The organism is Enterobacter cloacae complex sp. P13B (assembly GCF_014895915.1).
In the GTDB taxonomy this organism is placed as follows: Bacteria; Pseudomonadota; Gammaproteobacteria; order Enterobacterales; family Enterobacteriaceae; genus Enterobacter; species Enterobacter bugandensis.
In genome coordinates, this window is the sequence record NZ_JADBQN010000010.1 from 325,625 (window position 1) to 347,572 (window position 21,948).

Consider the following 21,948-nt stretch of genomic DNA (forward strand, 5'->3'; position numbering starts at 1 on the left):
TTCCAGAACCATACGGATTTATAGACCGGGAACGCACAAGCGCCACCCGGCAAAGCCAACAAGCGGCGCTTAGTCTAACCGGATTTCAACGAATTACTATCCGCAGATGTTACAGCGAGTTATTCACTCATGGCCTCGCGCCAGAGCCGTTCCACAATGCGCTGAGCCAGAATGGCCTGCTCGCCGGACGTTTCAGGAACCGTCTGATTTTGCACGCAGGTGATAAAGTGGCGGGCACATCCTGCGAAACCTCGTTGCTCCAGAGTGCTTTGCCAGCCGGGGACCGGCTGCATCACCACGCCGCCGCCCTTCTCTTCCCGCCATTCACGCATGTCGGTAACGTCGTACAGCGCGCCGTCGGTTACCGCCTGCACGGATTCCCGCTGGCTGCCCGCGCGGCGGTGCATGCTGGTGGTGACCTGAAGATGCTCAACGGCAAAATGGTGTTCCGCATACACCATCTGCCCCTGTTCGTTGGTGACAAGAGTGCCGCTTTTCAGCAGCGCTTCGCCGTTAGTCAGCCACAGCGCGGTGTCCACCACGTGGAGGTAGTCATCGAGAAGGGTAAAGCGCAGATCGTTTGGTCCCACGCTGTCGGTGCGGTGCTTATCCATGCGCAGCGAGGCCATATTGCCGGACTGCGCCTTCAGCTGCTGGTAAAGCGGCGCGAAGCGGCGGTTGAAACCGACCATCAGCGTCAGTTTTTTACGTGCCGCCAGCTCAATCAGCCGTTCGGCGTCCTGAACATTTTCCGCCAGCGGTTTATCCACGCAGACGTGAACCCCCGCATTCAGCAACTCGCTCACCACCTGATAGTGGGTTGCCGTTGAGGTATGCACAAAGACCGCATCGCACTCGCGGGCCAGATCCTGGAGCGATGCCGCATACGGGATACGCCAGGTTTCACAGATACGTTCTGCCTTTTCTCGGGTGGGTGACCATGCCCCTTGCAGCGTCCAGTCAGACGCAGCGCCCAATACGGGCAGCCAGGCTTTCTGCGCAATACCGCCCAGCCCCACCACGCCAATGCGTAATTTTTTCACCGTTAGTCTCCCAAATGTGCCAGCAGTGCATCCAGACGCTGTTTCAGCCCGGCCACCTCGTCTTCCAGCGCCTCTATGCGCGCGGCAAGGTCGTCACGGGTTGCAGGGCTCGATTCCGTCGCCACGCTTGCGGCGTCAACGTCGCCGCTGAAGAGATGCATGTAGCGGCTCTCACGTTTACCCGGCTCGCGCGCCAGGCGCACCACGTAAGGGCCATCCTCACGCGCGGCCAGCCCTTCCAGGGTCTGCTCGACTTCCTGCATGTCGCTGAACTCATGCATTCGGGAAGCGCGCGTTCGCAGTTCCCCCGGCGTTTGCGCCCCGCGCAGCAGCAGCGTGGTAATAACCGCCACTTCCGCGCTGTTCAGCTTCAGATCGCCAAATTCGGAGTTACAGAAGCGCTGCTCGTATTTGGTCACGCGGTTGCCGAAGCCGCTGACGGTGCGCAGATAGTGGCGCTTCACCAGCGCATCCAGCACGTCCTGAACCTCATGCTCGCTGAGATTCATCACCGGCTCGCGGTTGGTCTTCTGGTTGCAGGCCATGGTCACGGCGTTAACAGAGAGCGGATACTGCTCCGGCGTGGTGACCTGTTTTTCGAGTAAGCACCCAATCACGCGCGCTTCCGTACCGTTTAGCTGATACTTCATCTTTTCTCCTTAACGACCTGCGGTCCAGTCACGGGTGGTTAATGCCGTCAGAACGTGGTCGCGCCACTCTCCGTCTATCAGCAGATAGTCTTTGGCATAACCCTCTTTCTCAAACCCTAAACGCGCCAGCAAATTCCCGCTGCGCTGATTATGCGGCATGTAGTTCGCCATAATGCGATGGATATGCTGCGTGCGTTGCATATAGCGGATGGCTACCGTTAACGCCTCGTACATCAGCCCCTGCCCCTGCCATTTCTGGCCGATGGAATAGCCAAGGTAGCAGGCGTGAAACGATCCCCGCACCACGTTTGAAAAATTGGCGATCCCGATAATCTCTTTCTCTTCTGGATCCAGCAGCGCGAAATAAAACGCGCTGCCCTGCTTATGAAATTCAGCGATCATGCTGAGGCGTGCCTGCCAGCCGGAGGGGTAACAATGGCTCTCATCCCGAACGGGTTCCCAGGGTTTTAAAAACTGGCGATTCTCGGCGTAATAATCCGCCAGACGCCAGGCATCACGCTCATGCACAAGACGAACGACCAGCCTGTCCGTTGTCAGACGCACTTTTGGCACATTACTGCGATAGCCAAACATCAATACCACTCCTTCCCGTCACTTCAGCTTACCCATTAGCTTTACTATACCTGCGCCCGTGCCGTCTGTGAAAACAGTGACATACCATTTTGACCTCTTTTCACATTTTTCGATGAGAACTCTCTATCAAAGCACCGTTTTGATAAAAAAATATTGTCGCGCCCGGGGGTGGGAAAAAACGCGGCGACACCGCAGAATGTTAGCGTGCTCACCTTCTTATTTTCCCTGGAGGGAAAATGTCCCGCGTATCACAGGCCAGGAGCCTGGGTAAATATTTCCTGCTCGTCGATAACATGCTGGTCGTGCTCGGCTTTTTTGTTGTGTTCCCCCTCATCTCGATCCGCTTTGTCGATCAAATGGGCTGGGCGGCATTAATGGTTGGGATTGCCCTGGGGCTACGTCAGTTTGTCCAGCAGGGGCTGGGCGTCTTTGGCGGCGCGATCGCTGACCGCTTTGGCGCTAAACCGATGATCGTGACCGGTATGCTGCTCCGCGCGGCAGGCTTTGCCACGATGGCGATCGCCCAGGAGCCGTGGCTGCTGTGGTTCTCCTGCTTTCTCTCCGGCATCGGGGGCACCCTGTTTGACCCGCCGCGCACCGCGCTGGTGGTAAAGCTGATTCGTCCTCAGCACCGCGGCCGCTTCTTCTCCATTCTGATGATGCAGGACAGCGCCGGGGCGGTTGTTGGCGCCCTGCTGGGCAGCTGGCTGCTGCAGTACGATTTCCGTCTGGTTTGCGCGGCCGGGGCGGTGCTGTTTATTCTGTGCGCCCTGTTTAACGGCCTCTACCTTCCGGCCTGGAAGCTGTCGACGGTAAAAGCCCCGGTGCGCGAGGGGCTAGGACGCGTCCTGCGCGACAGGCGTTTTGTCACCTACGTGTTGACCCTGACCGGCTATTACATGCTGGCCGTACAGGTGATGCTGATGCTGCCAATCATGGTGAACGATATTGCGGGCACGCCTGCTGCCGTAAAATGGATGTACGCCATCGAAGCCTGCCTGTCATTAACGCTGCTCTACCCGATTGCCCGCTGGAGTGAACGGCGTTTTCGCCTGGAGCATCGCCTGATGGCAGGGCTGTTTCTGATGACGCTGAGCATGATGCCGATCGGTCTGGTAAACACGCTTCAGCAGCTTTTTACGCTGATCTGCACCTTCTATATCGGCTCCATCATCGCCGAGCCCGCCCGCGAAACGCTGAGCGCCTCGCTTGCGGATGCGCGTGCGCGCGGCAGCTATATGGGCTTCAGCCGCCTGGGTCTGGCCTTTGGCGGTGCGCTGGGTTACGCCGGCGGCGGCTGGCTGTTCGATGCCGGCAAAGCGCTGAACCAGCCGGAACTCCCCTGGATGATGCTCGGCGTGGTGGGCGTCATGACGCTTCTCGCCCTGTGGTGGCAGTTCAGCCAGAAACGCAGCGCGAGCGGCATGCTCGAGCCTGGCGCGTAGCCTTTCCCTCGGGCGGGAGCCTCTCCCGCCCCACTTCTCAGTTTTTTCTGCTGGTTTCTGCCCATTCACGCTGACATACTGGCGTAACAGGACAGAAGCGCCGATTTTTCGTTGAGGAGCACTATGAAGAAAATTGTCTTAGCCGCGGCATTCGTTGTCAGCGGTCTGCTGGTGGGCTGTAACCAGCTTACGCAATATACCGTCAGTGAGCAGGAAATTAATCAGGCGCTGGAAAAACATAACAATTTCTCTAAAGACATTGGCGTGCCGGGGCTGGCCGATGCCCACATCGTTCTCACCAATCTCACCAGCCAGATTGGTCGCGAAGAGCCGAATAAAGTCACTCTCGCAGGCGATGCCGCGCTTGATATGACGTCCCTTTTTGGCAATCAGAAAGCCAACATCAAGCTCAAGCTGAAGGCGCTCCCCGTTTTCAACAAAGAGAAAGGGGCGATATTCCTGCAGGAGATGGAAGTGGTCGATGCGCAGGTTTCGCCGGACAAAATGGCGCCGGTACTGCAAACCCTGATGCCCTATCTGAACCAGTCGCTGCGAAACTACTTTAACCAGCAGCCGGCGTACGTCTTAAGCGAAGACAACAGCAAGGGTGAAGCCCTCGCGAAGAAATACGCAAAAGGGATAGAGGTGAAACCGGGAGAGATCGTTATTCCTTTCACCGATTAACCTGAAGGGCGCTGCGGCGCCCTTTTTTTTACGGAAAAGTGTGCAAACGAAAACGTTTCCGCTTATGATTTGTGTCCGGCAAAAACAGCCATCCTTATGACTGATTCCTGACAAGCCGGAGCTTCCATGACTGCACAACCCCAGGTTCTTAAAATCCGCCGCCCAGACGACTGGCATATCCATCTGCGCGATGGCGATATGCTGAAAACCGTCGTGCCCTATACCAGTGAAATTTATGGCCGCGCGATTGTCATGCCAAACCTGGTTCCGCCAGTCACCACCGTCGATGCCGCCATTGCCTACCGTCAGCGCATTCTGGATGCCGTTCCGGCGGGACATGATTTCACCCCGTTGATGACCTGCTACCTGACCGATTCACTGGATCCGAACGAAGTGGAACGCGGGTTTAACGAAGGCGTATTTACGGCGGCGAAACTCTACCCGGCGAACGCCACCACCAACTCCAGCCACGGCGTCACCAGTATTGATGCCATCATGCCGGTGCTGGAGCGCATGCAGAAACTGGGCATGCCGCTGCTGGTACACGGTGAAGTAACGCATGCGGAGATTGACATCTTCGACCGTGAAGCCCGTTTTATCGAAACCGTGATGGAGCCCCTGCGCCAGCGCCTGCCGGCGCTTAAGGTGGTCTTTGAGCATATCACCACCAAAGACGCGGCAGAGTATGTTCGCGACGGTAACGAGCTGATCGCTGCGACCATCACCCCACAGCATCTGATGTTTAACCGTAACCATATGCTGGTGGGCGGAGTGCGCCCTCACCTTTACTGCCTGCCGATCCTCAAGCGCAACGTTCACCAGCAGGCGCTGCGCGAGCTTGTCGCCAGCGGATTCACGCGTGCGTTCCTGGGCACGGACTCCGCGCCTCACGCCCGCCATCGCAAAGAGGCAAGCTGCGGCTGCGCGGGCTGTTTCAACGTCCCAACGGCGCTTGCCAGCTACGCAACCGTATTTGAAGAGATGAACGCGCTGGAACATTTCGAAGCGTTCTGCTCCCTCAACGGCCCGCGCTTCTACGGCCTGCCGGTCAATGACACCTTCATTGAGCTGGAGCGCAAAGCGAGCCAGGTTGAGGAGTCTATCGCGCTGACGGATGACACGCTGATCCCCTTCCTGGCAGGTGAAACCGTAAGCTGGACAGTAAAACGCTAAAAAATCAACGCCCCTTGTTGTCAAACCGATAATATGCCTGTATAAATAAACAGTATATTACACAGGGGGCATTTATGCGTATTGAAGTCACCATAGCCAAAACTACCGTTCTGCCTGCCGGCGCGCTTGACGCTCTGGCAGGCGAATTATCCCGTCGTATTAACAACACCTTTCCCGACAACGCGGGCGCCGTAACGGTGCGTTACGCCGCAGCGAACAACCTCTCCGTCATGGGTGCCGCAAAAGAAGATAAAGATCGCATCAGCGAAATCCTGCAGGAAACGTGGGAAAGCGCAGACGACTGGTTCATTACCGATTAACACTGCTCCCTCATTGTGTTTTTTGCCGGGTCGCCCCGGCTTTTTTTTGCCTGTAATTTCGAAAGTTCAAATTAATTCAGCGTGTTCTTAAAAAATCGTGAACGAGATGGTGTTTTATTGTTCGAACAATCCTAAAAAGCAGAAAAATGTGTTGCTACCTGTTTATTTTTCCCTTTGGAACCCTTATTACTTGGTATACTGAAGAAGCTTTCAGAAAAACATGCATTGAACCTCAGAGCCGTTGTCTTCTAACACGCATTAAGGGGGTTATAATGGAAAAGAATAACGAAGTCATCCAGACCCATCCGCTTGTAGGCTGGGATATCAGTACCGTAGACAGCTACGATGCACTGATGCTGCGTTTGCACTACCAGACCCCAAATCAACTCAACCGTGACGAAGCGGAAGTGGGACAGACGCTGTGGCTAACAACAGACGTCGCCCGTCAGTTTATTTCTATTTTAGAGGCAGGCATTGCAAAAATAGAATCTGGCGACTATCAGGAAAATGAGTATAAACGGCACTAACCTTATGCCCACTTTTCACTCAACAGGCACCCTCGCGGTGCCTTATTTATTTCCCGCTTGTTTACGCCCGCGTTGTTAATTACTCTGCTAACAAACCGTAAGTTTACGAGATGCATATGAGATACGACTTAATCATTATTGGTAGCGGCTCCGTTGGATCGGCCGCCGGTTATTACGCAACGCAGGCAGGGCTAAACGTCCTGATGATTGACGCCCACCTGCCGCCGCATAGCGAAGGCAGCCATCATGGCGATACCCGCCTTATCCGCCATGCGTATGGCGAAGGCGAGCGCTATGTCCCGCTGGTGCTTCGCGCCCAGACGCTGTGGGACGAGCTGGCGAAACAGACTGAAGATCGCATTTTCGAACGTACCGGCGTTATCAATCTGGGCCCGGCCCACTCTGAATTTCTCGCCAACGTCGAACGCAGCGCGAAAGCCTTTAATCTTGACGTTGAGAAGCTGCACGCGGCGGCCATTACCTCGCGCTGGCCTGAAATTACCGTCCCGGAGGATTATATCGGCCTCTTTGAAGCCAACTCCGGTGTGCTGCACTGTGAAACGGCGATCAAAACCTGGGTCGATCTTGCCGCCAAAGCGGGCTGTGCGCAGCTGTTCAATTGCCCCGTAGAGGCCATCACGCATGATGCAAACGGCGTTACGGTGAAAACCGTAGACGGGGAATATTCGGCTTCCCGCCTGCTTATTAGCGCAGGAACCTGGGTTACCCGCCTGCTCCCGGACCTGCCGATCCAGCCGGTACGCAAGGTCTTCTCCTGGTTCCAGTCTGACGGGCGTTACAGCGCGCAAAATAAATTCCCGGCGTTTACCGGCGAGTTACCCAACGGCGATCAGTTCTACGGTTTCCCTTCCGAGAAGGACGCTCTCAAGATTGGAAAACACAACGGCGGGCAGGTCATCTCCTCACCAGAGGAGCGCAAGCCGTTTGGCGCCTGCCCGCAGGACGGCTCAGAAGCCTTCTCGTTCCTGCGCACTATTCTCCCGGGCGTCGGTGGCCTGCTTTATGGCGCGGCCTGCACCTATGACAACACGCCGGATGAAGACTTTATCATTGATACGCTGCCGGGGCATGACAACACCCTGCTGATTACCGGGCTGAGTGGCCACGGCTTTAAGTTCGCTTCGGTGTTGGGTGAAATCGCCGCGCAGTTTGCCCAGGGTATCACGCCGCAGTTTGATCTGACGCCGTTCTCACTCTCGCGTTTTAACGGATAATCGGCCACGGGCTCCGGCGGCATCGGGGCCCGTTTTCTTCGTACTCAATTGTGGGGCGTTATGCGCAGGATAGTGGATTTCCTCATCAATAACATTCGCGAACACTTTATGCTCTACATCTTATTGTGGGCGCTGCTCGCTATCGTTGATGTTATTTACATTGTGTTTTATTGAAAGTGACAATTGACGTTAACTGACGTTACTTTATGTTTATTTAAGGTTTTTTCTTCTGCTAAATACGTCTTGCACGAAGCCATTGAATTAATCTTGCCGTTTCTTTTCAAAATCGCTGAAATAAATAAAATAAAAATCAATAGTCAATTATTTCAGTTGCAATATCGCGTCTTCCCGTTCATTTTTACCTTTCGGTTAATTTGAAAATGGACATTCTGATGCAATTGCGTAACTCCTCCCGGCGCTACGGAATAATATCCATAAGTTTGCACTGGATATTTGCCATTGCCGTCTATGGTATGTTCGGACTTGGACTCTGGATGGTCACGCTCAGCTATTACGATGGCTGGTATCATCAGGCACCCGAGCTGCATAAAAGCATCGGGGTTCTGCTGATGCTGGGGCTGGTATTTCGCGCCATCTGGCGACATATTTCCCCACCGCCCGCGCCACTAAAGACATACGGAAAAATAACACGCGTCAGCGCCGTTGCCGCGCATATTGCGCTCTACGCGCTGCTCTTCGCCATTCTGATCAGCGGCTATCTCATTTCAACGGCAGACGGCAAACCGATTAGCGTTTTTGGCCTGTTCGAGGTTCCGGCAACGCTCAGCGATGCCGGGGCTCAGGCCGATACGGCAGGCGTCGTTCACCTCTGGCTTGCCTGGAGCGTGGTGATCCTGTCCGTACTGCACGGGCTCGCCGCCCTTAAACACCATTTTATTGATAAAGACGATACGCTTAAGCGCATGCTTGGCCGCTCGTCAGTTGACTCTGGAGCATAAAATGAAAAAACACCTGCTGGGTATTGCCCTCGGTTCTCTGTTATTCACCGCCGGTTCTGCCGTAGCGGCTGACTATAAAATTGATAAAGAGGGCCAGCACGCTTTCGTCAATTTCCGCATTCAGCACCTGGGATACAGCTGGCTGTACGGTACCTTTAAAGATTTCGACGGCACATTTACTTTTGACGAGAAAAACCCTGCGGCAGATAAAGTCAATGTGACCATTAATACGAACAGCGTCGACACGAACCATGCTGAGCGCGATAAACACCTGCGCAGCGCAGAGTTCCTCAACGTCACAAAATTCCCACAGGCCACCTTCACCTCCACGGAAGTTAAGAAAGACGGTGATAAATTGGCTATTACCGGGAATCTGACGCTGAATGGCGTAACCAAACCCGTTACTCTGGATGCGAAATTGATCGGTCAGGGCGACGATCCGTGGGGCGGAAAACGCGCAGGTTTCGAAGCGGCGGGTAAAATTCACCTGAAAGATTTTAATATCACAACGGATTTAGGCCCGGCGTCGCAGGACGTTGAGCTGGTTATTTCCGTTGAAGGTGTGCAGCAGAAGTCGTAATAGATTCGCCCGGCAGGCTTTCGCCGTGCCGGGTGTTATTATCATTCCGGGTCAGGAATACCCAGTTTGGTATTCAGACGGCCGCGTGATTTATTAAAAATCTTATTACCGTTTTCACGCCCCGCGCGACGACGACGCTGCTCTTCTTCCGGCAGGACGCTCTCTTCGCTGCACAGCTCGCTACAGCAGCCGTTAAACTTCTCGGCACAGGCCGGGCACTGAATAAACAGCAGGTGGCAACCGTCGTTTTTGCAGTTGGTGTGGGTATCGCACGGCGCGCCGCACTGGTGGCACTGGGCAATCACATCTTCTGAAATGCGCTCGCCCATGCGCTCGTCAAAGACGAAGTTTTTACCGATAAAGCGTACCGGTAAGCCCTGCTCACGGGCGCGGCGGGCGTACTCAATAATACCGCCTTCAATGTGCCAGACCTTGTTGAACCCATTGTGCTTCATCCACGCGCTGGCCTTCTCGCAGCGGATACCGCCGGTGCAGTACATAACGATTTTTTTATCCTTATGCTCCTGCATCATCTCCACCGCTTTAGGCAGCTGCTCGCGGAAGGTATCAGCCGGAATCTCCATCGCGTTTTCGAAATGCCCCACTTCGTACTCGTAGTGGTTACGCATATCAATGAACACGGCATCCGGATCGTCCAGCATCGCATTCACTTCCGCGGCCTTCAGATATTCGCCGACGTCAGCCGGGTTAAACTCAGGATCGTCAATACCGTCCGCCACGATGCGTTCACGCACCTTCATGCGCAGCACCCAGAACGATTTTCCATCGTCATCCAGGGCAATGTTCAGGCGTAAGCCGTTGAGGGCCGGGTCGAAGCTATAAAGCGCGTCGCGGAACGCATTCACTTTGCTTTCCGGCACGCTAATCTGCGCGTTAATGCCTTCGCGGGCAAGGTAGACGCGCCCGAAAACGTTCAGCGCCGTGAAGGCCTGATAAAGCGCATCGCGGGTCGCCTGCGGATCGTCGATGGTGAAGTATTTGTAGAAGGAGATGGTCGTGCGCGGTTCGGTTTCAGCCAACATGCGCGCCTTTAACATCTCATTCGAAACGCGGTTGTGTAACACTGGCATGGTGTACAAGTCCTGCAATCGTCAGAGAGAATCAAAATCGGTCGGCATCATATAGCAAACAAAACCAATTTACATCCACACAATTTACGCTACATTTCACACACCCTGATGAATCAGGCTTAACAATTGCCGTCGTCGTGCAGGTTTCGACGGCAGATATTTTGGCTACGTCTCAAAAAATGCGACAATAGCGAAACAGGACGTTTGAACACAGGAAAGACATGACCCAGTTACCAAAATTTACCGTCGCCCTTTTGCACCCCCGCTATTGGATGACCTGGCTTGGCATTGGCTTTTTATGGCTACTGGTACAGCTTCCCTACCCTGTTATCTTCCGGTTAGGTACATCATTAGGCCGACTCGCGCAAACGCTTATGAAGCGCCGCGCCCGCATCGCGTATCGTAACCTTGAGCTGTGCTTTCCGCAGATGAGCGAGGCAGAGCGCCATGATATGGTCTCGAAGAATTTCGAATCCGTCGGCATGGGTCTCATGGAGACCGGAATGGCGTGGTTCTGGTCGGACAAACGTATGGCCCGCTGGAGCAAGGTTACAGGCACCGGCATGGAGCCGGTGCATACGCTTCAGGCCAATCAGACCGGCGTGCTGCTGATCGGCGTCCATTTCCTGACGCTCGAAATCGGGGCGCGTATGTTTGGCATGCAGGCGCCCGGCATCGGGGTTTATCGTCCTAACGACAACCCGGTTATCGACCTCATCCAGACCAACGGCCGCATGCGCTCCAACAAAAGCATGATCGACCGTAAGGATCTGAAGGGCATGATCCGCGCGCTGAAGTCCGGTGAAGTGGTCTGGTATGCCCCCGATCACGACTATGGCCCCCAGGCCAGCGTCTTTGTCCCCTTCTTCGCCGTTGATGAGGCCGCCACCACGACCGGCACCTGGATGCTGGCGCGGATGTCCAAAGCCGCCATCGTTCCCTTTGTTCCCCGCCGTATGCCGGATGGCTCAGGCTACGAGCTGATGATGCTTGAGCCGGAACTCGCGCCGCCGCTGGAAGATGCGGAAACCACCGCGCGCTGGATGAACGGCGTTGTGGAGAAGTGCATCATGCTGGCACCCGAGCAGTACATGTGGCTGCATCGACGCTTTAAAACGCGGCCAGAAGGCACGCCTTCCCGCTATTGATCCTCATGCGGCCCTCAGGGCCGCATGCTATTTTAGCTTTAAAAGCTCCCCCTCATTGCGGCAATCATAACCCAGGCGCATAATTAGCAGGCTTATTACTTCATGCCTCAGGTGCTCTGCACCTCACTATGCGGATTGTTATGACACCCTCAGATGCCCCCATAAACTGGAAGCGTAACCTCACGGTTGCGTGGCTTGGCTGTTTTCTTACCGGCGCAGCGTTTAGCCTGGTCATGCCTTTCCTGCCGCTCTACGTCGAACAGCTGGGCGTGACGGGCCATAGCGCGCTCAACATGTGGTCTGGCCTGGTATTCAGCATCACGTTTCTCTTTTCCGCCATTGCCTCGCCCTTCTGGGGCGGCCTTGCCGACCGCAAGGGACGTAAAATCATGCTGCTGCGTTCAGCGCTGGGGATGGCGATTATCATGGCGCTGATGGGCGTGGCGCAGAACGTCTGGCAGTTCCTGATATTGCGCGCATTACTGGGCTTATTGGGCGGATTTATTCCCAACGCGAACGCCCTGATCGCCACGCAAATTCCTCGCCATAAGAGCGGCTGGGCGCTTGGCACGCTGTCAACCGGTGGCGTGAGCGGCGCCCTGCTTGGGCCGCTGGCGGGGGGATTACTGGCGGATAACTACGGCCTGCGCCCGGTCTTTTTCATCACCGCCAGCGTGTTGTTCCTGTGCTTTATCGTCACCCTGGTCTGCATCCGTGAAAAATTTACGCCCGTCGCCAAAAAAGAGATGCTTCACGCCAGAGACGTGCTGACCTCGCTTAAAAATCCCAGACTGGTGCTGAGCCTGTTCGTAACGACATTGATCATTCAGGTGGCAACCGGATCGATCGCTCCTATTCTCACCCTATACGTTCGCGACCTGGCGGGTAACGTCAGCAATATTGCGTTTATCAGCGGACTGATTGCCTCCGTGCCCGGCGTGGCGGCGCTGGTTAGCGCACCGAGGCTAGGGAAATTGGGTGACCGGGTCGGCCCGGAAAAGATCCTGATCTGCGCACTGATCGTTTCCGTCCTGCTGCTGATCCCCATGTCGATGGTGCACTCTCCGTGGCAGCTGGGCGTGCTTCGCTTTTTGCTGGGCGCCGCCGACGGGGCGTTGCTACCCGCCGTACAGACCCTGCTGGTCTACAACTCCACGAACCAGATTGCCGGGCGTATCTTTAGCTATAACCAGTCGTTTCGCGATATCGGTAACGTCACCGGGCCGCTTCTCGGGGCGGGTATTTCCGCCAGCTTCGGTTTTCGCGCCGTCTTTATCGTGACGGCAAGCGTGGTGCTGTTCAACGCGATTTACTCGTGGTTCAGTTTATCCCGCGCGTTACGGCCGGTGACGGAATAAGAAGAACGCCTGACGGCTTATTTTCGCATTCATACTTGCAGAATCTGATATTCAGCTATTCTTTCCCTGAAACCTTCTGGAAAACAGGGAGACACCAATGACCATGTACGCCACGCTGGAAGAAGCTATTGATGCCGCTCGTGAAGAGTTCCTTGCCGATAATCCCGGCGTTGAGGAAGAAGATGCTGACGTGCAACAACTTAATATCCAAAAATATGTTCTGCAGGATGGAGATATTATGTGGCAGGCCGAGTTCTTTGCCGATGAAGGCGAAGAAGGAGAATGTTTGCCGGTCCTGAGCGGTGCAGGTGCGCAGGCCGTGTTTGATGGCGACTATGATGAAATCGAGTTACGCCAGGAATGGCTGGAGGAGAATACGCTGCACGAGTGGGATGAGGGCGAATTTCAGCTCGAGCCACCGCTGGATACGGAAGAAGGTCAAACCGCAGCCGATGAATGGGACGAGCGTTAATTTACGCTACTCGTACGGGCCGTGGCTGGCATCGATGGGCAGCAACAGCGTGTCGAAAATCAGCGAGAACGGCAGATCGAGCACCGTCAGGTAGCGCCATGCGGAATCACGGACATCCCATTTTACGCCCGGGTAGTACTGGTTGCCATGGCCCTGACCTGGAATAGTGCGGCTGATGATGCTGCCGCAGCCGCTCAGCAGGCATGCCATCATGACGACGATGATTATTTTCATCAGTAACCTCTAAAAAAATACCGGCCTCACAGCCGGTATTTTATCTGGCGGGTGGCGCTTTGCTTACCCGCCTTGCTTAACCGCTTACTTCGCCTTCAGCGCCAGCGGGTTCAGCTTCAGCTCTTTGTAGTAGTTCACCCACGAAGAGTACTTCTCCGGAGCGGACCATACGCGATAGTGAAGTCTTGCCATCGTGACCGGATCGCTCAGCAGCACCAGACGACGGTCGCGATTGAGTTTTTCCGGAGTCTCATTAAGCGCCTGCTCAACGTGACGATCGCGGGCAATCTCCAGCACCTGGCTTGCGCGGTGGCGCGCGGTGGCCATTGCCGTCGCCAGAGCGTTGAATGACGGATTAAACACGGCGTGCATAAAGCCATCGTCCAGCGTGCGGTTACGGTTCTGCTCCAGATAGGTATCGGTATCCACCAGCACCTGCGGCGGGGAATACTCTTCCGGGATAAGGAACAGTTTCCAGCGTTTGGTACGCAGCCCTACCGTTGAACGGCTGGAGATCACGGACACAAACGGCGACAGGATCAGCGAGAAGACAATCGGCGCCAGCCAGAACAGGAAGCGCAGATCCAGCCAGGCCATTCCGGCCGCCCACACCAGGCCCAGCAGCAGCTGAGAGCCGTGGCGCATGAAGGCTTCACTCCACGGCGTGGAGTCGTCATCACGCTGCGGTGAGTTCCAGACCACTTCCCAGCCCAGGAAGGCACTGACCACAAACACGGTGTGGAACAGCATACGCACCGGCGCCAGCAGCACGGAGAACAGCACTTCCAGCAGTAGCGAAAGGGTGACGCGGAAGAATCCGCCGTACTCTTTCGAGCCTTTGCACCAGATCAGGATGATACTGAGCAGCTTAGGCAGGAACAGCAGCACCATGGTGGAAGCAAACAGCGCAATCGCCAGCTCCGGACGCCACTGCGGCCACACCGGGAACAGCTGGCGCGGTTGCAGGAAGTATTGCGGCTCCGTCAGGGCATGGACGACCTGCAGCGCAGTGGAGAGCGCGAGGAACATAAACCACAGCGGTGCGGAGAGATAAGACATTACGCCCGTCAGGAACACCGCACGGTGAACCGGGTGCATCCCTTTTACGAGGAACAGGCGGAAGTTCATCAGGTTACCGTGACACCAGCGGCGGTCGCGCTTGAGCTCGTCCAGCAGGTTCGGCGGCAGCTCTTCGTACGATCCCGGCAGGTCGTAGGCAATCCAGACGCCCCAGCCAGCACGACGCATCAGCGCCGCTTCCACGAAGTCATGCGACAGAATCGAACCGGCAAACGAACCCTCGCCCGGCAGCGGCGCCAGCGCACAGTGTTCGATGAACGGCTTCACGCGGATAATGGCGTTGTGGCCCCAGTAGTGCGACTCACCCAACTGCCAGAAGTGCAGACCGGCGGTAAACAGCGGGCCGTAAACACGGGTGGCGAACTGCTGGCAGCGCGCGTACAGGGTGTCCATGCCGGATGCTTTTGGCGAAGACTGAATGATCCCCGCGTTCGGGTTGGCTTCCATCAGACGCACCAGACCGCTCAGGCAGTCACCGCTCATGACGGAGTCAGCATCCAGCACGACCATGTAGCTGTACTGGTTACCCCAGCGGCGGCAGAAGTCATCGATGTTGCCGCTTTTACGCTTCACGCGACGGCGGCGGCGGCGGTAGAAGATCTGTCCTTCGCCCTGCACTTCTGCAATCAGCTCCATCCAGGCTTTTTGTTCTGCCACGCAGATATCCGGGTTGTAACTGTCGCTCAGGATGTAAACGTCGAAATGCGCCGCATTACCGGTTGCCTTTACGGACTCCCAGGTTGCACGCAGCCCCGCAAATACGCGGTCAACGTCTTCGTTACAGATAGGCATAATCAGCGCGGTACGGTGCTCGGGATTGAGGGGTTCATCCCCGACCGTTGACGCCGAAATGCTGTACTTGTCCCGTCCCATCAGCAGCTGCAGGAAGCCCATCAGCGCGGTCCAGAAACCGGCAGAGACCCAGCAGAAGAGAACCGCGAACAGCAGGAGAATGCCGCTCTGCAGGATATACGGCAGCAGCTGCATGAAGGAGACCCAGAGATCCTGGCCCATCATGTCCGTCGGGTTGATAAACGCCCAGCCCTGGTAAGGCAGAATGGTTTTCATATACCAGGTCGCGACAACCGTCTGCGCCAGCGTCAGAAGCAGCAGGATATAACGGCGAATTGTCCCCACGGTACGCCATTTCTGTTCGGAGGCCTGCTCTTCTTTCGTCAGGCGCGACAGATAGCGCGGCGTGACGTCACGCCCGCGCAGGCGATCCCAGAAGCGGCCAACCGGGTTGGTGCGCCATGGATCGGGGAACATTGAGGAACGCGTCGCTTTCGGCATCGCCTGAAGCTGATCGCGTCCTTCGTCGTCTTTAATCAACTGCCCTTCTGCCAGCGAGTCCGGCCAGGCCTGCTCCAGACGCGCCTTGACTGACCCCAGCGGCGTATCATCATCACGGGAAAACTGACGATGTTCGCCATCCAGCGCGGTATGAACCGCGCGGATGTCGCTCTTAGGCAGCGCCGCTTTTTCGATATCCGTCAGCGGCATGGCATCAATATATTCAGATGTATTATTCATTGGCAGGTAGCTGGTAGCTCCAGGTTTCACTCAGCGGCTGATCTTCACTGACCAGCGCAGCACGCATTTCAGTGGTCTGTTTCGGATCTTTCACTTTCACGCGCAGGGTCAGACGCCAGCCTTTGGTTACCGGGTTGTAACGCACGGTGTTCTCTACGATTTCACCGTTGTCACCGATGCTGGCCTGGGCCGACACCGCAGTATCAGGAGACAGTTTCTTCATATCCTGGCCGGTGAAGTCCACGACAAACGCTACCGTACCGTCAGGCTGACGGATCAGGTTAGACTGCTTCACGTCACCCGTAGAACGGCGAGTCTGCGTCACATACGCGTTATCCGGCGCATGCAGTTTATCTTCGTCGCGGCTGAAGGTAATGGTGTACTTGAAGTTCATCTCTTTACCGGCTTCCGGCAGCTGCTCCGGCGTCCAGTATGCGACGATGTTGTCGTTGGTTTCGTCGTTGGTTGGGATTTCAACCAGCTCTACCTTGCCTTTACCCCAGTCGCCTTTCGGCGTAACCCAGGCGCTTGGACGCAGGTCATAGCGGTCGTCGAGATCTTCAAAGCGAGAGAACTGACGACCACGTTGCAGCAGGCCAAAGCCCTGCGGGTTTTCCATCGCAAAGCTGCTGACCGCCAGATGTTTCGGGTTATTCAGCGGACGCCAGATCCACTCACCGTTACCAGCATGAATAGACAGACCGTTGGAGTCATGCAGTTCCGGGCGGAAGTTGGTTGCCGGTGACGGCTGGTTCGGCCCAAACAGGAACATACTGGTCAGCGGAGCGACGCCCAGTTTGCCCACTTTGTCACGCAGGTAAACCTTAGACTGCACGTCAACGACCGTGTCACGACCTGGCATAATCACAAAGCGATAGGCACCGGTTGCGCGTGGGGAATCCAGCAGCGCATAAATAGTCAGACGTTTGTCCGTTGGTTTTGGACGCTCAATCCAGAACTCGCGGAAACGCGGGAACTCTTCACCTGATGGCAGCGCGGTATCAATAGCCAGACCGCGCGCAGAAAGCCCGTACACCTGCCCCGCGCCAATCACGCGGAAGTAGCTGGCGCCAAGCATGCTAACGATTTCGTCGTTTTTATCTTTGCTGTTGATCGGGTAAAGCACCTTAAAGCCTGCGAAGCCCAGGTCTTTCACCGTATCTTTGTCGTGCTGCACATTGCCAAAATTGAAGTAATCCGGGCTGTACTTGATCTTACGTACCGCGGTCGCCGTCACTTCATTGATGGCAACAGGCGTGTCGAAGTACATACCCTGATGATAAAATTCAAGCTTGAACGGGGTTTTAACGTTGTTCCAGTACGCTTTATCGTGGTTGAACTGGATCTGCTGATAGTCCGCATACTTCATGTCGCGGAAAACGGAGGGCAGGTTACTTTTCGGCGCTTCGTAGCTCTTGCCTGCCATCGATTTTGCCTGTTTTGCGACATCGTCGATGTTAAAGGCCAGTGCCGATGAGGTATACAGTGATAACACCACCGCAACACCCAACCAACGCATTTTCATCATCTGTGGTTTATGTTTCATAATAAGTAAGCACTTCCCCCTTTGTGTGCTTATATCGATCCGATCCATTTTAATGGAAACTCAGGCAATCCGACAACATAATCACTGCTTTGTTCAGCTGCTGGCTCATGGATTAAGCAAATGAAAGAACCCGTTATTCACTTTGCGTGCTTATCCTGGAGACAGTGTGTCGGTCTTGGTGTAGGGTTGGCGTCGAATGTAACCATTATGAGCCTTAGGGATAAGGCGAAAAGTCTGAGAATGCACAACGTTATATGAGCACAACACCGATACAACGGGAATATTTCCTCGACTCGATCCGGGCATGGCTGATGCTATTGGGGATCCCCTTTCATATTTCACTGATTTACTCCAGCCACACGTGGCATGTTAATAGCCAGATGCCCTCCTGGTGGCTGACGCTGTTTAATGACTTTATTCACGCCTTCCGCATGCAGGTGTTTTTTGTCATCTCCGGCTATTTCTCGTACATGCTTTTTTTACGCTATCCGCTTAAGCGCTGGTGGAAAGTGCGCGTGGAGCGCGTAGGTATTCCCATGTTAACCGCCATACCGCTCCTGACGCTGCCGCAGTTCATTATGCTGCAATACGTTAAAGGCAAGGCGGAAAACTGGCCGAATCTCTCGCTGTATGAAAAGTACAACACGCTGGTCTGGGAGCTGGTGTCTCACCTCTGGTTCCTGCTGGTTCTGGTGGTGCTGACCACGGTCAGTCTGGTGATTTTCAGCCGCCTGCGCCGTCATCTCAGCACGACAGCAGACTCTTTCTTCGCTAACGTCACGCTGGGCAAACTGTCGGTGCTCTTCTTACTGTTGGGGATCGCCTATGCCGCGGTGAGACGCACGCTGTTTATTGTCTATCCACCGATACTAAGCGACGGCCTGTTCAATTTTGTGGTGATGCAGTCGCTGTTCTACATTCCGTTCTTTTTAATTGGCGCGCTGGCCTTTATTCATCCGAGGCTTAAAGCGCTGTTTACCACCCCGTCACCGTGGTGCGCGGTGGGTGCGGCCATTGCCTTCGTGGCCTACCTGCTGAACCAGCGCTACGGGAGCGGCGACGCCTGGATGTATGAAACGGAAAGCGTGATCACCATGCTGTTGGGCTTGTGGATGGTGAACGTGGTGTTCGCGCTCGGCCACCGTTTGCTGAATTTTAAGTCCAGCCGCGTGACCTACTTCGTCAATGCCTCACTGTTTATCTATCTGGTGCACCACCCGTTGACGCTGTTCTTCGGGGCATACATCACGCCACATATCGCATCCAACACGCTGGGCTTCTTTACCGGGCTGGTGTTTGTGGTGGGGATTGCCGTCGTACTCTACGAGATCCATCTGCGGATCCCTCTTCTGCGCTTCCTGTTTTCAGGAAAGCCTCAGCCGAAAGCCGCCTGAGCAGTGCGGCGCACTCACGGTGCGCCGCCTTCGCTTCAGCTCTCCAGCTCTTGTCTGCGCTGAGTCAAAAGCCGCTGATAAAGATGCGTGGTGTCTTCATCGAAGCAGACAAAAATCACCTTCTCTGGCAGCGGTTTAAGCGACAAATAGCGGTAAACCGTTTCGACGGCGATGGTCGCCGCTGCCGCCTTAGGATATCCATACACGCCGGTGCTGATGGCCGGGAACGCCATCGTTTTATAGCCGTTGTCGGCGGCAAGCCGCAGACAGTTTCGGTATGCCTCCTCCAGAAGGCTCGCTTCATGCTGGTCTCCGCCGTGCCACACGGGCCCGACAGCATGAATCACCGCTTTGGCAGGAAGGTTGCCCGCCAGCGTAATCACCGCATGGCCCGGAGGGCATTCACCCTGTTGCTGACGCACGATTTTACAGGCTTCCAGTAACTGCGGTCCGGCAGCCCGGTGAATAGCGCCGTCTACGCCTCCTCCCCCCATCAGGGAAGGATTGGCCGCATTGACGATGACGTCGACATGAACTGTCGTAATATCGCCATGAATAACTTCAATTTGCGGTTTCATAAAGCCCCTCTGCTGCCCGCCTTTTTTATAAGTGTATCGCAGAGGGGTTATTGAGAAAAACGATAGGCATAAAACCGCGCCCACCGGCGGGCGCTCACGGGTATTAACGGTACTGGATCTGAACAACCGCGAGCGTTTTTTCAGGATTCAGGTACGTCATATTCACTGTCGCCAGGCCGGAAGCCGTCGCCTTGCCGTCCAGCGCGTCGCCGTAACTCACCATACGCGTTTGCATACGATTTTTTTCCGGACACGACACCGCCAGCTGCCGCTGCTGCTGGGTAACTTCGCAAGGGTCAGCAACGATTGCGCCGCGAAAGTGAATAACGCCGCCCTGCGCGAGCGTGGCTGAATAAGCTGGAGCGATAAATGCCGAAACAAGCAGGCCCAGACCTGAAATAAGATGTGCAAACGAGTGGGTCACGATATGTACTCCTCAATGAAAATCGTCCATGAGGGGCAAACGCGCTTCATTATGCAAACGAAGGCTGACGTTACGGAACCTAACAACGCAGTTCCTGATAACAGCTTAGTTCAACGGCAAATATTCACAATGCATTGATTTCATGAATATTTACAGCGCACCCCCGGCTGGCGACCACTGCTGTGATAAATGAAGCGCTTTTCCATCCGTGACGGTGACAACGATGTTGATCGTGTCTTCCGCAGAAATAGTTAAACTCAACCGCGTTAAATCAATCGGCTGATTAGCGGGAATAAAAAGGGTATTTTGCTGTCGCGAAGCACTTTGCCCACTCTGCCCTTCCTTCAAAGAGAGGATCTGGACCTGACAATCACACGGTTCCGTCAAAATGACCTGCGGAATAATGGTCGTCATATTTCCCTGCTGTGACGTTTGAAAGGTTATCTGGCCGGAAAGCGCGGCAAGGAGAATGAAGGTATTCATGAGGAACTCCCGAAAAAAAACAGGGCATCGGCCCTGTTTTTTTGTAGTACAGATTTCAGTATCAGTACTGATGCGCTGTCGCGTGGTTACCAAAGCCGATCTGGGTAACGTTGACGGTGGAGTTAGACGCCGTCTGGTCTACGAGCGCACCGTTAAGGCCGCCGTACTGGCTAACATTCATAACGGATTTTTTGCTGTTCCACTGATCGAGTGTCGCACTGTTGCCAAAGCCGTTCTGGGTCAGGTTGATTTTGCTGTCGTCAGAACCCTGACCGACATCAGCCCCGTTACCGCCACCGGTCTGGCTAATATTAAGAACGGAATTTCTGGCATCTGTCTGCAACGCCAGCGCGGAGTTACCGCCACCGTTCTGATAAATATTCAGGGTTGAATTTGGACCACTGTTTCCGCCATGACCGTGTCCATGACCCCATCCGCCCTGATTAATGATACCAGCCATAGCACTACCAGAAACGACGATTGCTGCAAGTGCTGCCACTTTGATAAATTTCATGGTAAACCCCCATCGGATTGATTAACGTCGTCGCGAAATAGCTAGCGCTGAATAACGCGAATTGCCATCTGCGACTGTTTCTGCACTACAACTGCGGTTTTCTGCGTACCGTACTGCGTAATATTTGCTCTATTACCCGACCCTTTCTGGATAATTTTCGCACTATTACCATATCCATCCTGCGTAATACCTGCATCGTTCCCGTTACCGCTCTGATCGATCCAGGCAATATTGTAAGTCCCTGATTGATCAACTCTCGCTCTGTTGCCTGCCCCATCCTGAGAAATGACGGACAAGAGTTTCGATCCTTCCTGGCGAAGCTGAGCGTCATTAAATACGCCCTGTTGACCAATAATGGCTGCCTGATTTAATGATGAATAACTTAATTCATTAACCGCAAAATTATATTCAGCGTTTGCTAAATCTGAATTCGCGGCGGTTACAAATCCAGGCGCACCCAGTAATGTAAACATCAAAAATAACGATGTGTTTTTCATGTTGTCACCCTGGACCCGGCTACCTGAAAACACCCTGATCGTATTTCGTATTAAACGACTCGTTTTTGTTAACGCGTCGTTACGGTGAAGAGTATGTCCGCTGAAACATTTTAAATATCTCACCCGCGCGGCTTATTTTTATTTTTCAGGTCACCACAAAGTTGTAATTTGCACCATAAAAGGCATGACACAGGCCATTTTTATTTTTTATGAAATATTTATGCGCGACATGTCGTACAACGGCGAGAAAGCCGTCCATGCCCCTTCCCGCGTTGTTTAAGCGTAACGCCAGGATGACATTTTCTTCAGGGCGTGACACAAGGCGAGTTTTCTTAAGCCAGAAAAACCAGAACGGCATGACTTAGAAAGTATCAGTTACTCATACC

Annotated in this window: 25 protein-coding genes; 13 read left to right on the plus strand and 12 right to left on the minus strand. The window is 54.7% G+C overall.

What is annotated here, in order from left to right:
• Positions 1 to 119: 119 nt before the first annotated feature.
• Genes IM273_RS07000 through rimJ form a run of 3 tightly spaced genes read right to left on the minus strand, consistent with a single transcriptional unit; the run spans position 120 to position 2,287 of the window.
• Complete coding sequence (locus IM273_RS07000; protein WP_047368281.1) at positions 120 to 1,043, minus strand: Gfo/Idh/MocA family protein; 924 nt, start codon at positions 1,041 to 1,043, stop codon at positions 120 to 122.
• A 2-nt stretch (positions 1,044 to 1,045) separates the two neighbouring features.
• Entirely contained in the window at positions 1,046 to 1,693 is a 648-nt protein-coding gene (locus tag IM273_RS07005) for a YceH family protein (protein ID WP_193050293.1), read from the minus strand.
• Positions 1,694 to 1,702: 9 nt separating this feature from the next.
• Positions 1,703 to 2,287 carry a ribosomal protein S5-alanine N-acetyltransferase gene (gene rimJ / locus IM273_RS07010; RefSeq protein ID WP_013097146.1) on the minus strand — a complete coding sequence of 195 codons (585 nt, stop codon included), beginning with the start codon at positions 2,285 to 2,287 and terminating at the stop codon, positions 1,703 to 1,705.
• A 236-nt stretch (positions 2,288 to 2,523) separates the two neighbouring features.
• On the opposite strand from rimJ, the gene mdtH reads away from it, so the two are divergent.
• The 9 genes from mdtH (at position 2,524) to IM273_RS07055 (ending at position 9,210) form a co-directional block, all read left to right on the plus strand.
• Complete coding sequence (gene mdtH / locus IM273_RS07015) at positions 2,524 to 3,732, plus strand: multidrug efflux MFS transporter MdtH (protein ID WP_045261652.1); 1,209 nt, start codon at positions 2,524 to 2,526, stop codon at positions 3,730 to 3,732.
• 123 nt (positions 3,733 to 3,855) lie between these two features.
• On the plus strand, positions 3,856 to 4,416 hold the full coding sequence (locus IM273_RS07020) for a lipoprotein (protein ID WP_028012696.1): 561 nt from the start codon (positions 3,856 to 3,858) through the stop codon (positions 4,414 to 4,416).
• 126 nt (positions 4,417 to 4,542) lie between these two features.
• Positions 4,543 to 5,589 carry a dihydroorotase gene (gene pyrC / locus IM273_RS07025; protein WP_193050295.1) on the plus strand — a complete coding sequence of 349 codons (1,047 nt, stop codon included), beginning with the start codon at positions 4,543 to 4,545 and terminating at the stop codon, positions 5,587 to 5,589.
• A 74-nt stretch (positions 5,590 to 5,663) separates the two neighbouring features.
• Complete coding sequence (dinI, locus tag IM273_RS07030; RefSeq protein WP_028012694.1) at positions 5,664 to 5,909, plus strand: DNA damage-inducible protein I; 246 nt, start codon at positions 5,664 to 5,666, stop codon at positions 5,907 to 5,909.
• A gap of 272 nt (positions 5,910 to 6,181) precedes the next feature.
• Positions 6,182 to 6,436: a biofilm formation regulator BssS gene (gene bssS, locus IM273_RS07035; protein ID WP_023299782.1), complete on the plus strand. Its 255-nt coding sequence runs from the start codon at positions 6,182 to 6,184 to the stop codon at positions 6,434 to 6,436.
• 116 nt (positions 6,437 to 6,552) lie between these two features.
• Positions 6,553 to 7,671: an N-methyl-L-tryptophan oxidase gene (gene solA / locus IM273_RS07040; RefSeq protein WP_193050297.1), complete on the plus strand. Its 1,119-nt coding sequence runs from the start codon at positions 6,553 to 6,555 to the stop codon at positions 7,669 to 7,671.
• Positions 7,672 to 7,731: 60 nt separating this feature from the next.
• Complete coding sequence (locus IM273_RS07045) at positions 7,732 to 7,845, plus strand: YceO family protein (protein WP_032644857.1); 114 nt, start codon at positions 7,732 to 7,734, stop codon at positions 7,843 to 7,845.
• Positions 7,846 to 8,063: 218 nt separating this feature from the next.
• Positions 8,064 to 8,630 carry a cytochrome b gene (locus IM273_RS07050; RefSeq protein ID WP_028012692.1) on the plus strand — a complete coding sequence of 189 codons (567 nt, stop codon included), beginning with the start codon at positions 8,064 to 8,066 and terminating at the stop codon, positions 8,628 to 8,630.
• Position 8,631: 1 nt separating this feature from the next.
• Positions 8,632 to 9,210, plus strand: coding sequence for a YceI family protein (locus IM273_RS07055; protein WP_061098591.1), 579 nt, complete (start codon positions 8,632 to 8,634; stop codon positions 9,208 to 9,210).
• A gap of 41 nt (positions 9,211 to 9,251) precedes the next feature.
• Here IM273_RS07055 and IM273_RS07060 read toward each other — a convergent pair whose 3' ends face one another.
• Positions 9,252 to 10,301 (minus strand): rhodanese-related sulfurtransferase, encoded by a 1,050-nt coding sequence (locus IM273_RS07060; RefSeq protein ID WP_028012690.1) that lies wholly within the window; start codon positions 10,299 to 10,301, stop codon positions 9,252 to 9,254.
• Positions 10,302 to 10,522: 221 nt separating this feature from the next.
• Between IM273_RS07060 and IM273_RS07065 the strand changes: the two genes are divergently transcribed.
• The 3 genes from IM273_RS07065 (at position 10,523) to IM273_RS07075 (ending at position 13,279) form a co-directional block, all read left to right on the plus strand.
• Entirely contained in the window at positions 10,523 to 11,449 is a 927-nt protein-coding gene (locus IM273_RS07065) for a Kdo(2)-lipid IV(A) acyltransferase (RefSeq protein WP_028012689.1), read from the plus strand.
• Positions 11,450 to 11,589: 140 nt separating this feature from the next.
• Positions 11,590 to 12,807, plus strand: coding sequence for a multidrug efflux MFS transporter MdtG (gene mdtG, locus IM273_RS07070; protein WP_193050299.1), 1,218 nt, complete (start codon positions 11,590 to 11,592; stop codon positions 12,805 to 12,807).
• 97 nt (positions 12,808 to 12,904) lie between these two features.
• Positions 12,905 to 13,279, plus strand: a complete 375-nt coding sequence (locus tag IM273_RS07075; protein WP_028012687.1) for a MysB family protein — start codon at positions 12,905 to 12,907, stop codon at positions 13,277 to 13,279.
• 6 nt (positions 13,280 to 13,285) lie between these two features.
• On the opposite strand, the gene IM273_RS07080 is transcribed toward IM273_RS07075, so the two are convergent.
• The 3 genes from IM273_RS07080 to mdoG all read right to left on the minus strand — a co-directional run bounded on the left by IM273_RS07080 (position 13,286) and on the right by mdoG (position 17,672).
• Positions 13,286 to 13,513 (minus strand): YceK/YidQ family lipoprotein, encoded by a 228-nt coding sequence (locus IM273_RS07080; protein ID WP_013097162.1) that lies wholly within the window; start codon positions 13,511 to 13,513, stop codon positions 13,286 to 13,288.
• A gap of 84 nt (positions 13,514 to 13,597) precedes the next feature.
• Positions 13,598 to 16,126, minus strand: a complete 2,529-nt coding sequence (gene mdoH, locus IM273_RS07085) for a glucans biosynthesis glucosyltransferase MdoH (RefSeq protein ID WP_041910533.1) — start codon at positions 16,124 to 16,126, stop codon at positions 13,598 to 13,600.
• On the minus strand, positions 16,119 to 17,672 hold the full coding sequence (gene mdoG / locus IM273_RS07090) for a glucans biosynthesis protein MdoG (protein ID WP_193050301.1): 1,554 nt from the start codon (positions 17,670 to 17,672) through the stop codon (positions 16,119 to 16,121). The genes mdoH and mdoG overlap by 8 nt, the downstream gene beginning before the upstream one ends.
• A gap of 254 nt (positions 17,673 to 17,926) precedes the next feature.
• Between mdoG and mdoC the strand changes: the two genes are divergently transcribed.
• Positions 17,927 to 19,066 carry a glucans biosynthesis protein MdoC gene (mdoC, locus tag IM273_RS07095; RefSeq protein ID WP_028012684.1) on the plus strand — a complete coding sequence of 380 codons (1,140 nt, stop codon included), beginning with the start codon at positions 17,927 to 17,929 and terminating at the stop codon, positions 19,064 to 19,066.
• Positions 19,067 to 19,101: 35 nt separating this feature from the next.
• On the opposite strand, the gene ymdB is transcribed toward mdoC, so the two are convergent.
• The 5 genes from ymdB to csgB all read right to left on the minus strand — a co-directional run bounded on the left by ymdB (position 19,102) and on the right by csgB (position 21,562).
• Positions 19,102 to 19,644, minus strand: coding sequence for an O-acetyl-ADP-ribose deacetylase (gene ymdB, locus IM273_RS07100; protein ID WP_028012683.1), 543 nt, complete (start codon positions 19,642 to 19,644; stop codon positions 19,102 to 19,104).
• A 103-nt stretch (positions 19,645 to 19,747) separates the two neighbouring features.
• Positions 19,748 to 20,068, minus strand: a complete 321-nt coding sequence (locus tag IM273_RS07105; protein WP_028012682.1) for a type 1 fimbrial protein — start codon at positions 20,066 to 20,068, stop codon at positions 19,748 to 19,750.
• Between the two features lie 150 nt (positions 20,069 to 20,218).
• Entirely contained in the window at positions 20,219 to 20,551 is a 333-nt protein-coding gene (gene csgC / locus IM273_RS07110; protein ID WP_041910536.1) for a curli assembly chaperone CsgC, read from the minus strand.
• A 61-nt stretch (positions 20,552 to 20,612) separates the two neighbouring features.
• Positions 20,613 to 21,065: a curli major subunit CsgA gene (gene csgA / locus IM273_RS07115; RefSeq protein ID WP_193050303.1), complete on the minus strand. Its 453-nt coding sequence runs from the start codon at positions 21,063 to 21,065 to the stop codon at positions 20,613 to 20,615.
• 41 nt (positions 21,066 to 21,106) lie between these two features.
• Positions 21,107 to 21,562 carry a curli minor subunit CsgB gene (gene csgB, locus IM273_RS07120; protein ID WP_028012679.1) on the minus strand — a complete coding sequence of 152 codons (456 nt, stop codon included), beginning with the start codon at positions 21,560 to 21,562 and terminating at the stop codon, positions 21,107 to 21,109.
• Positions 21,563 to 21,948 lie beyond the last annotated feature (386 nt).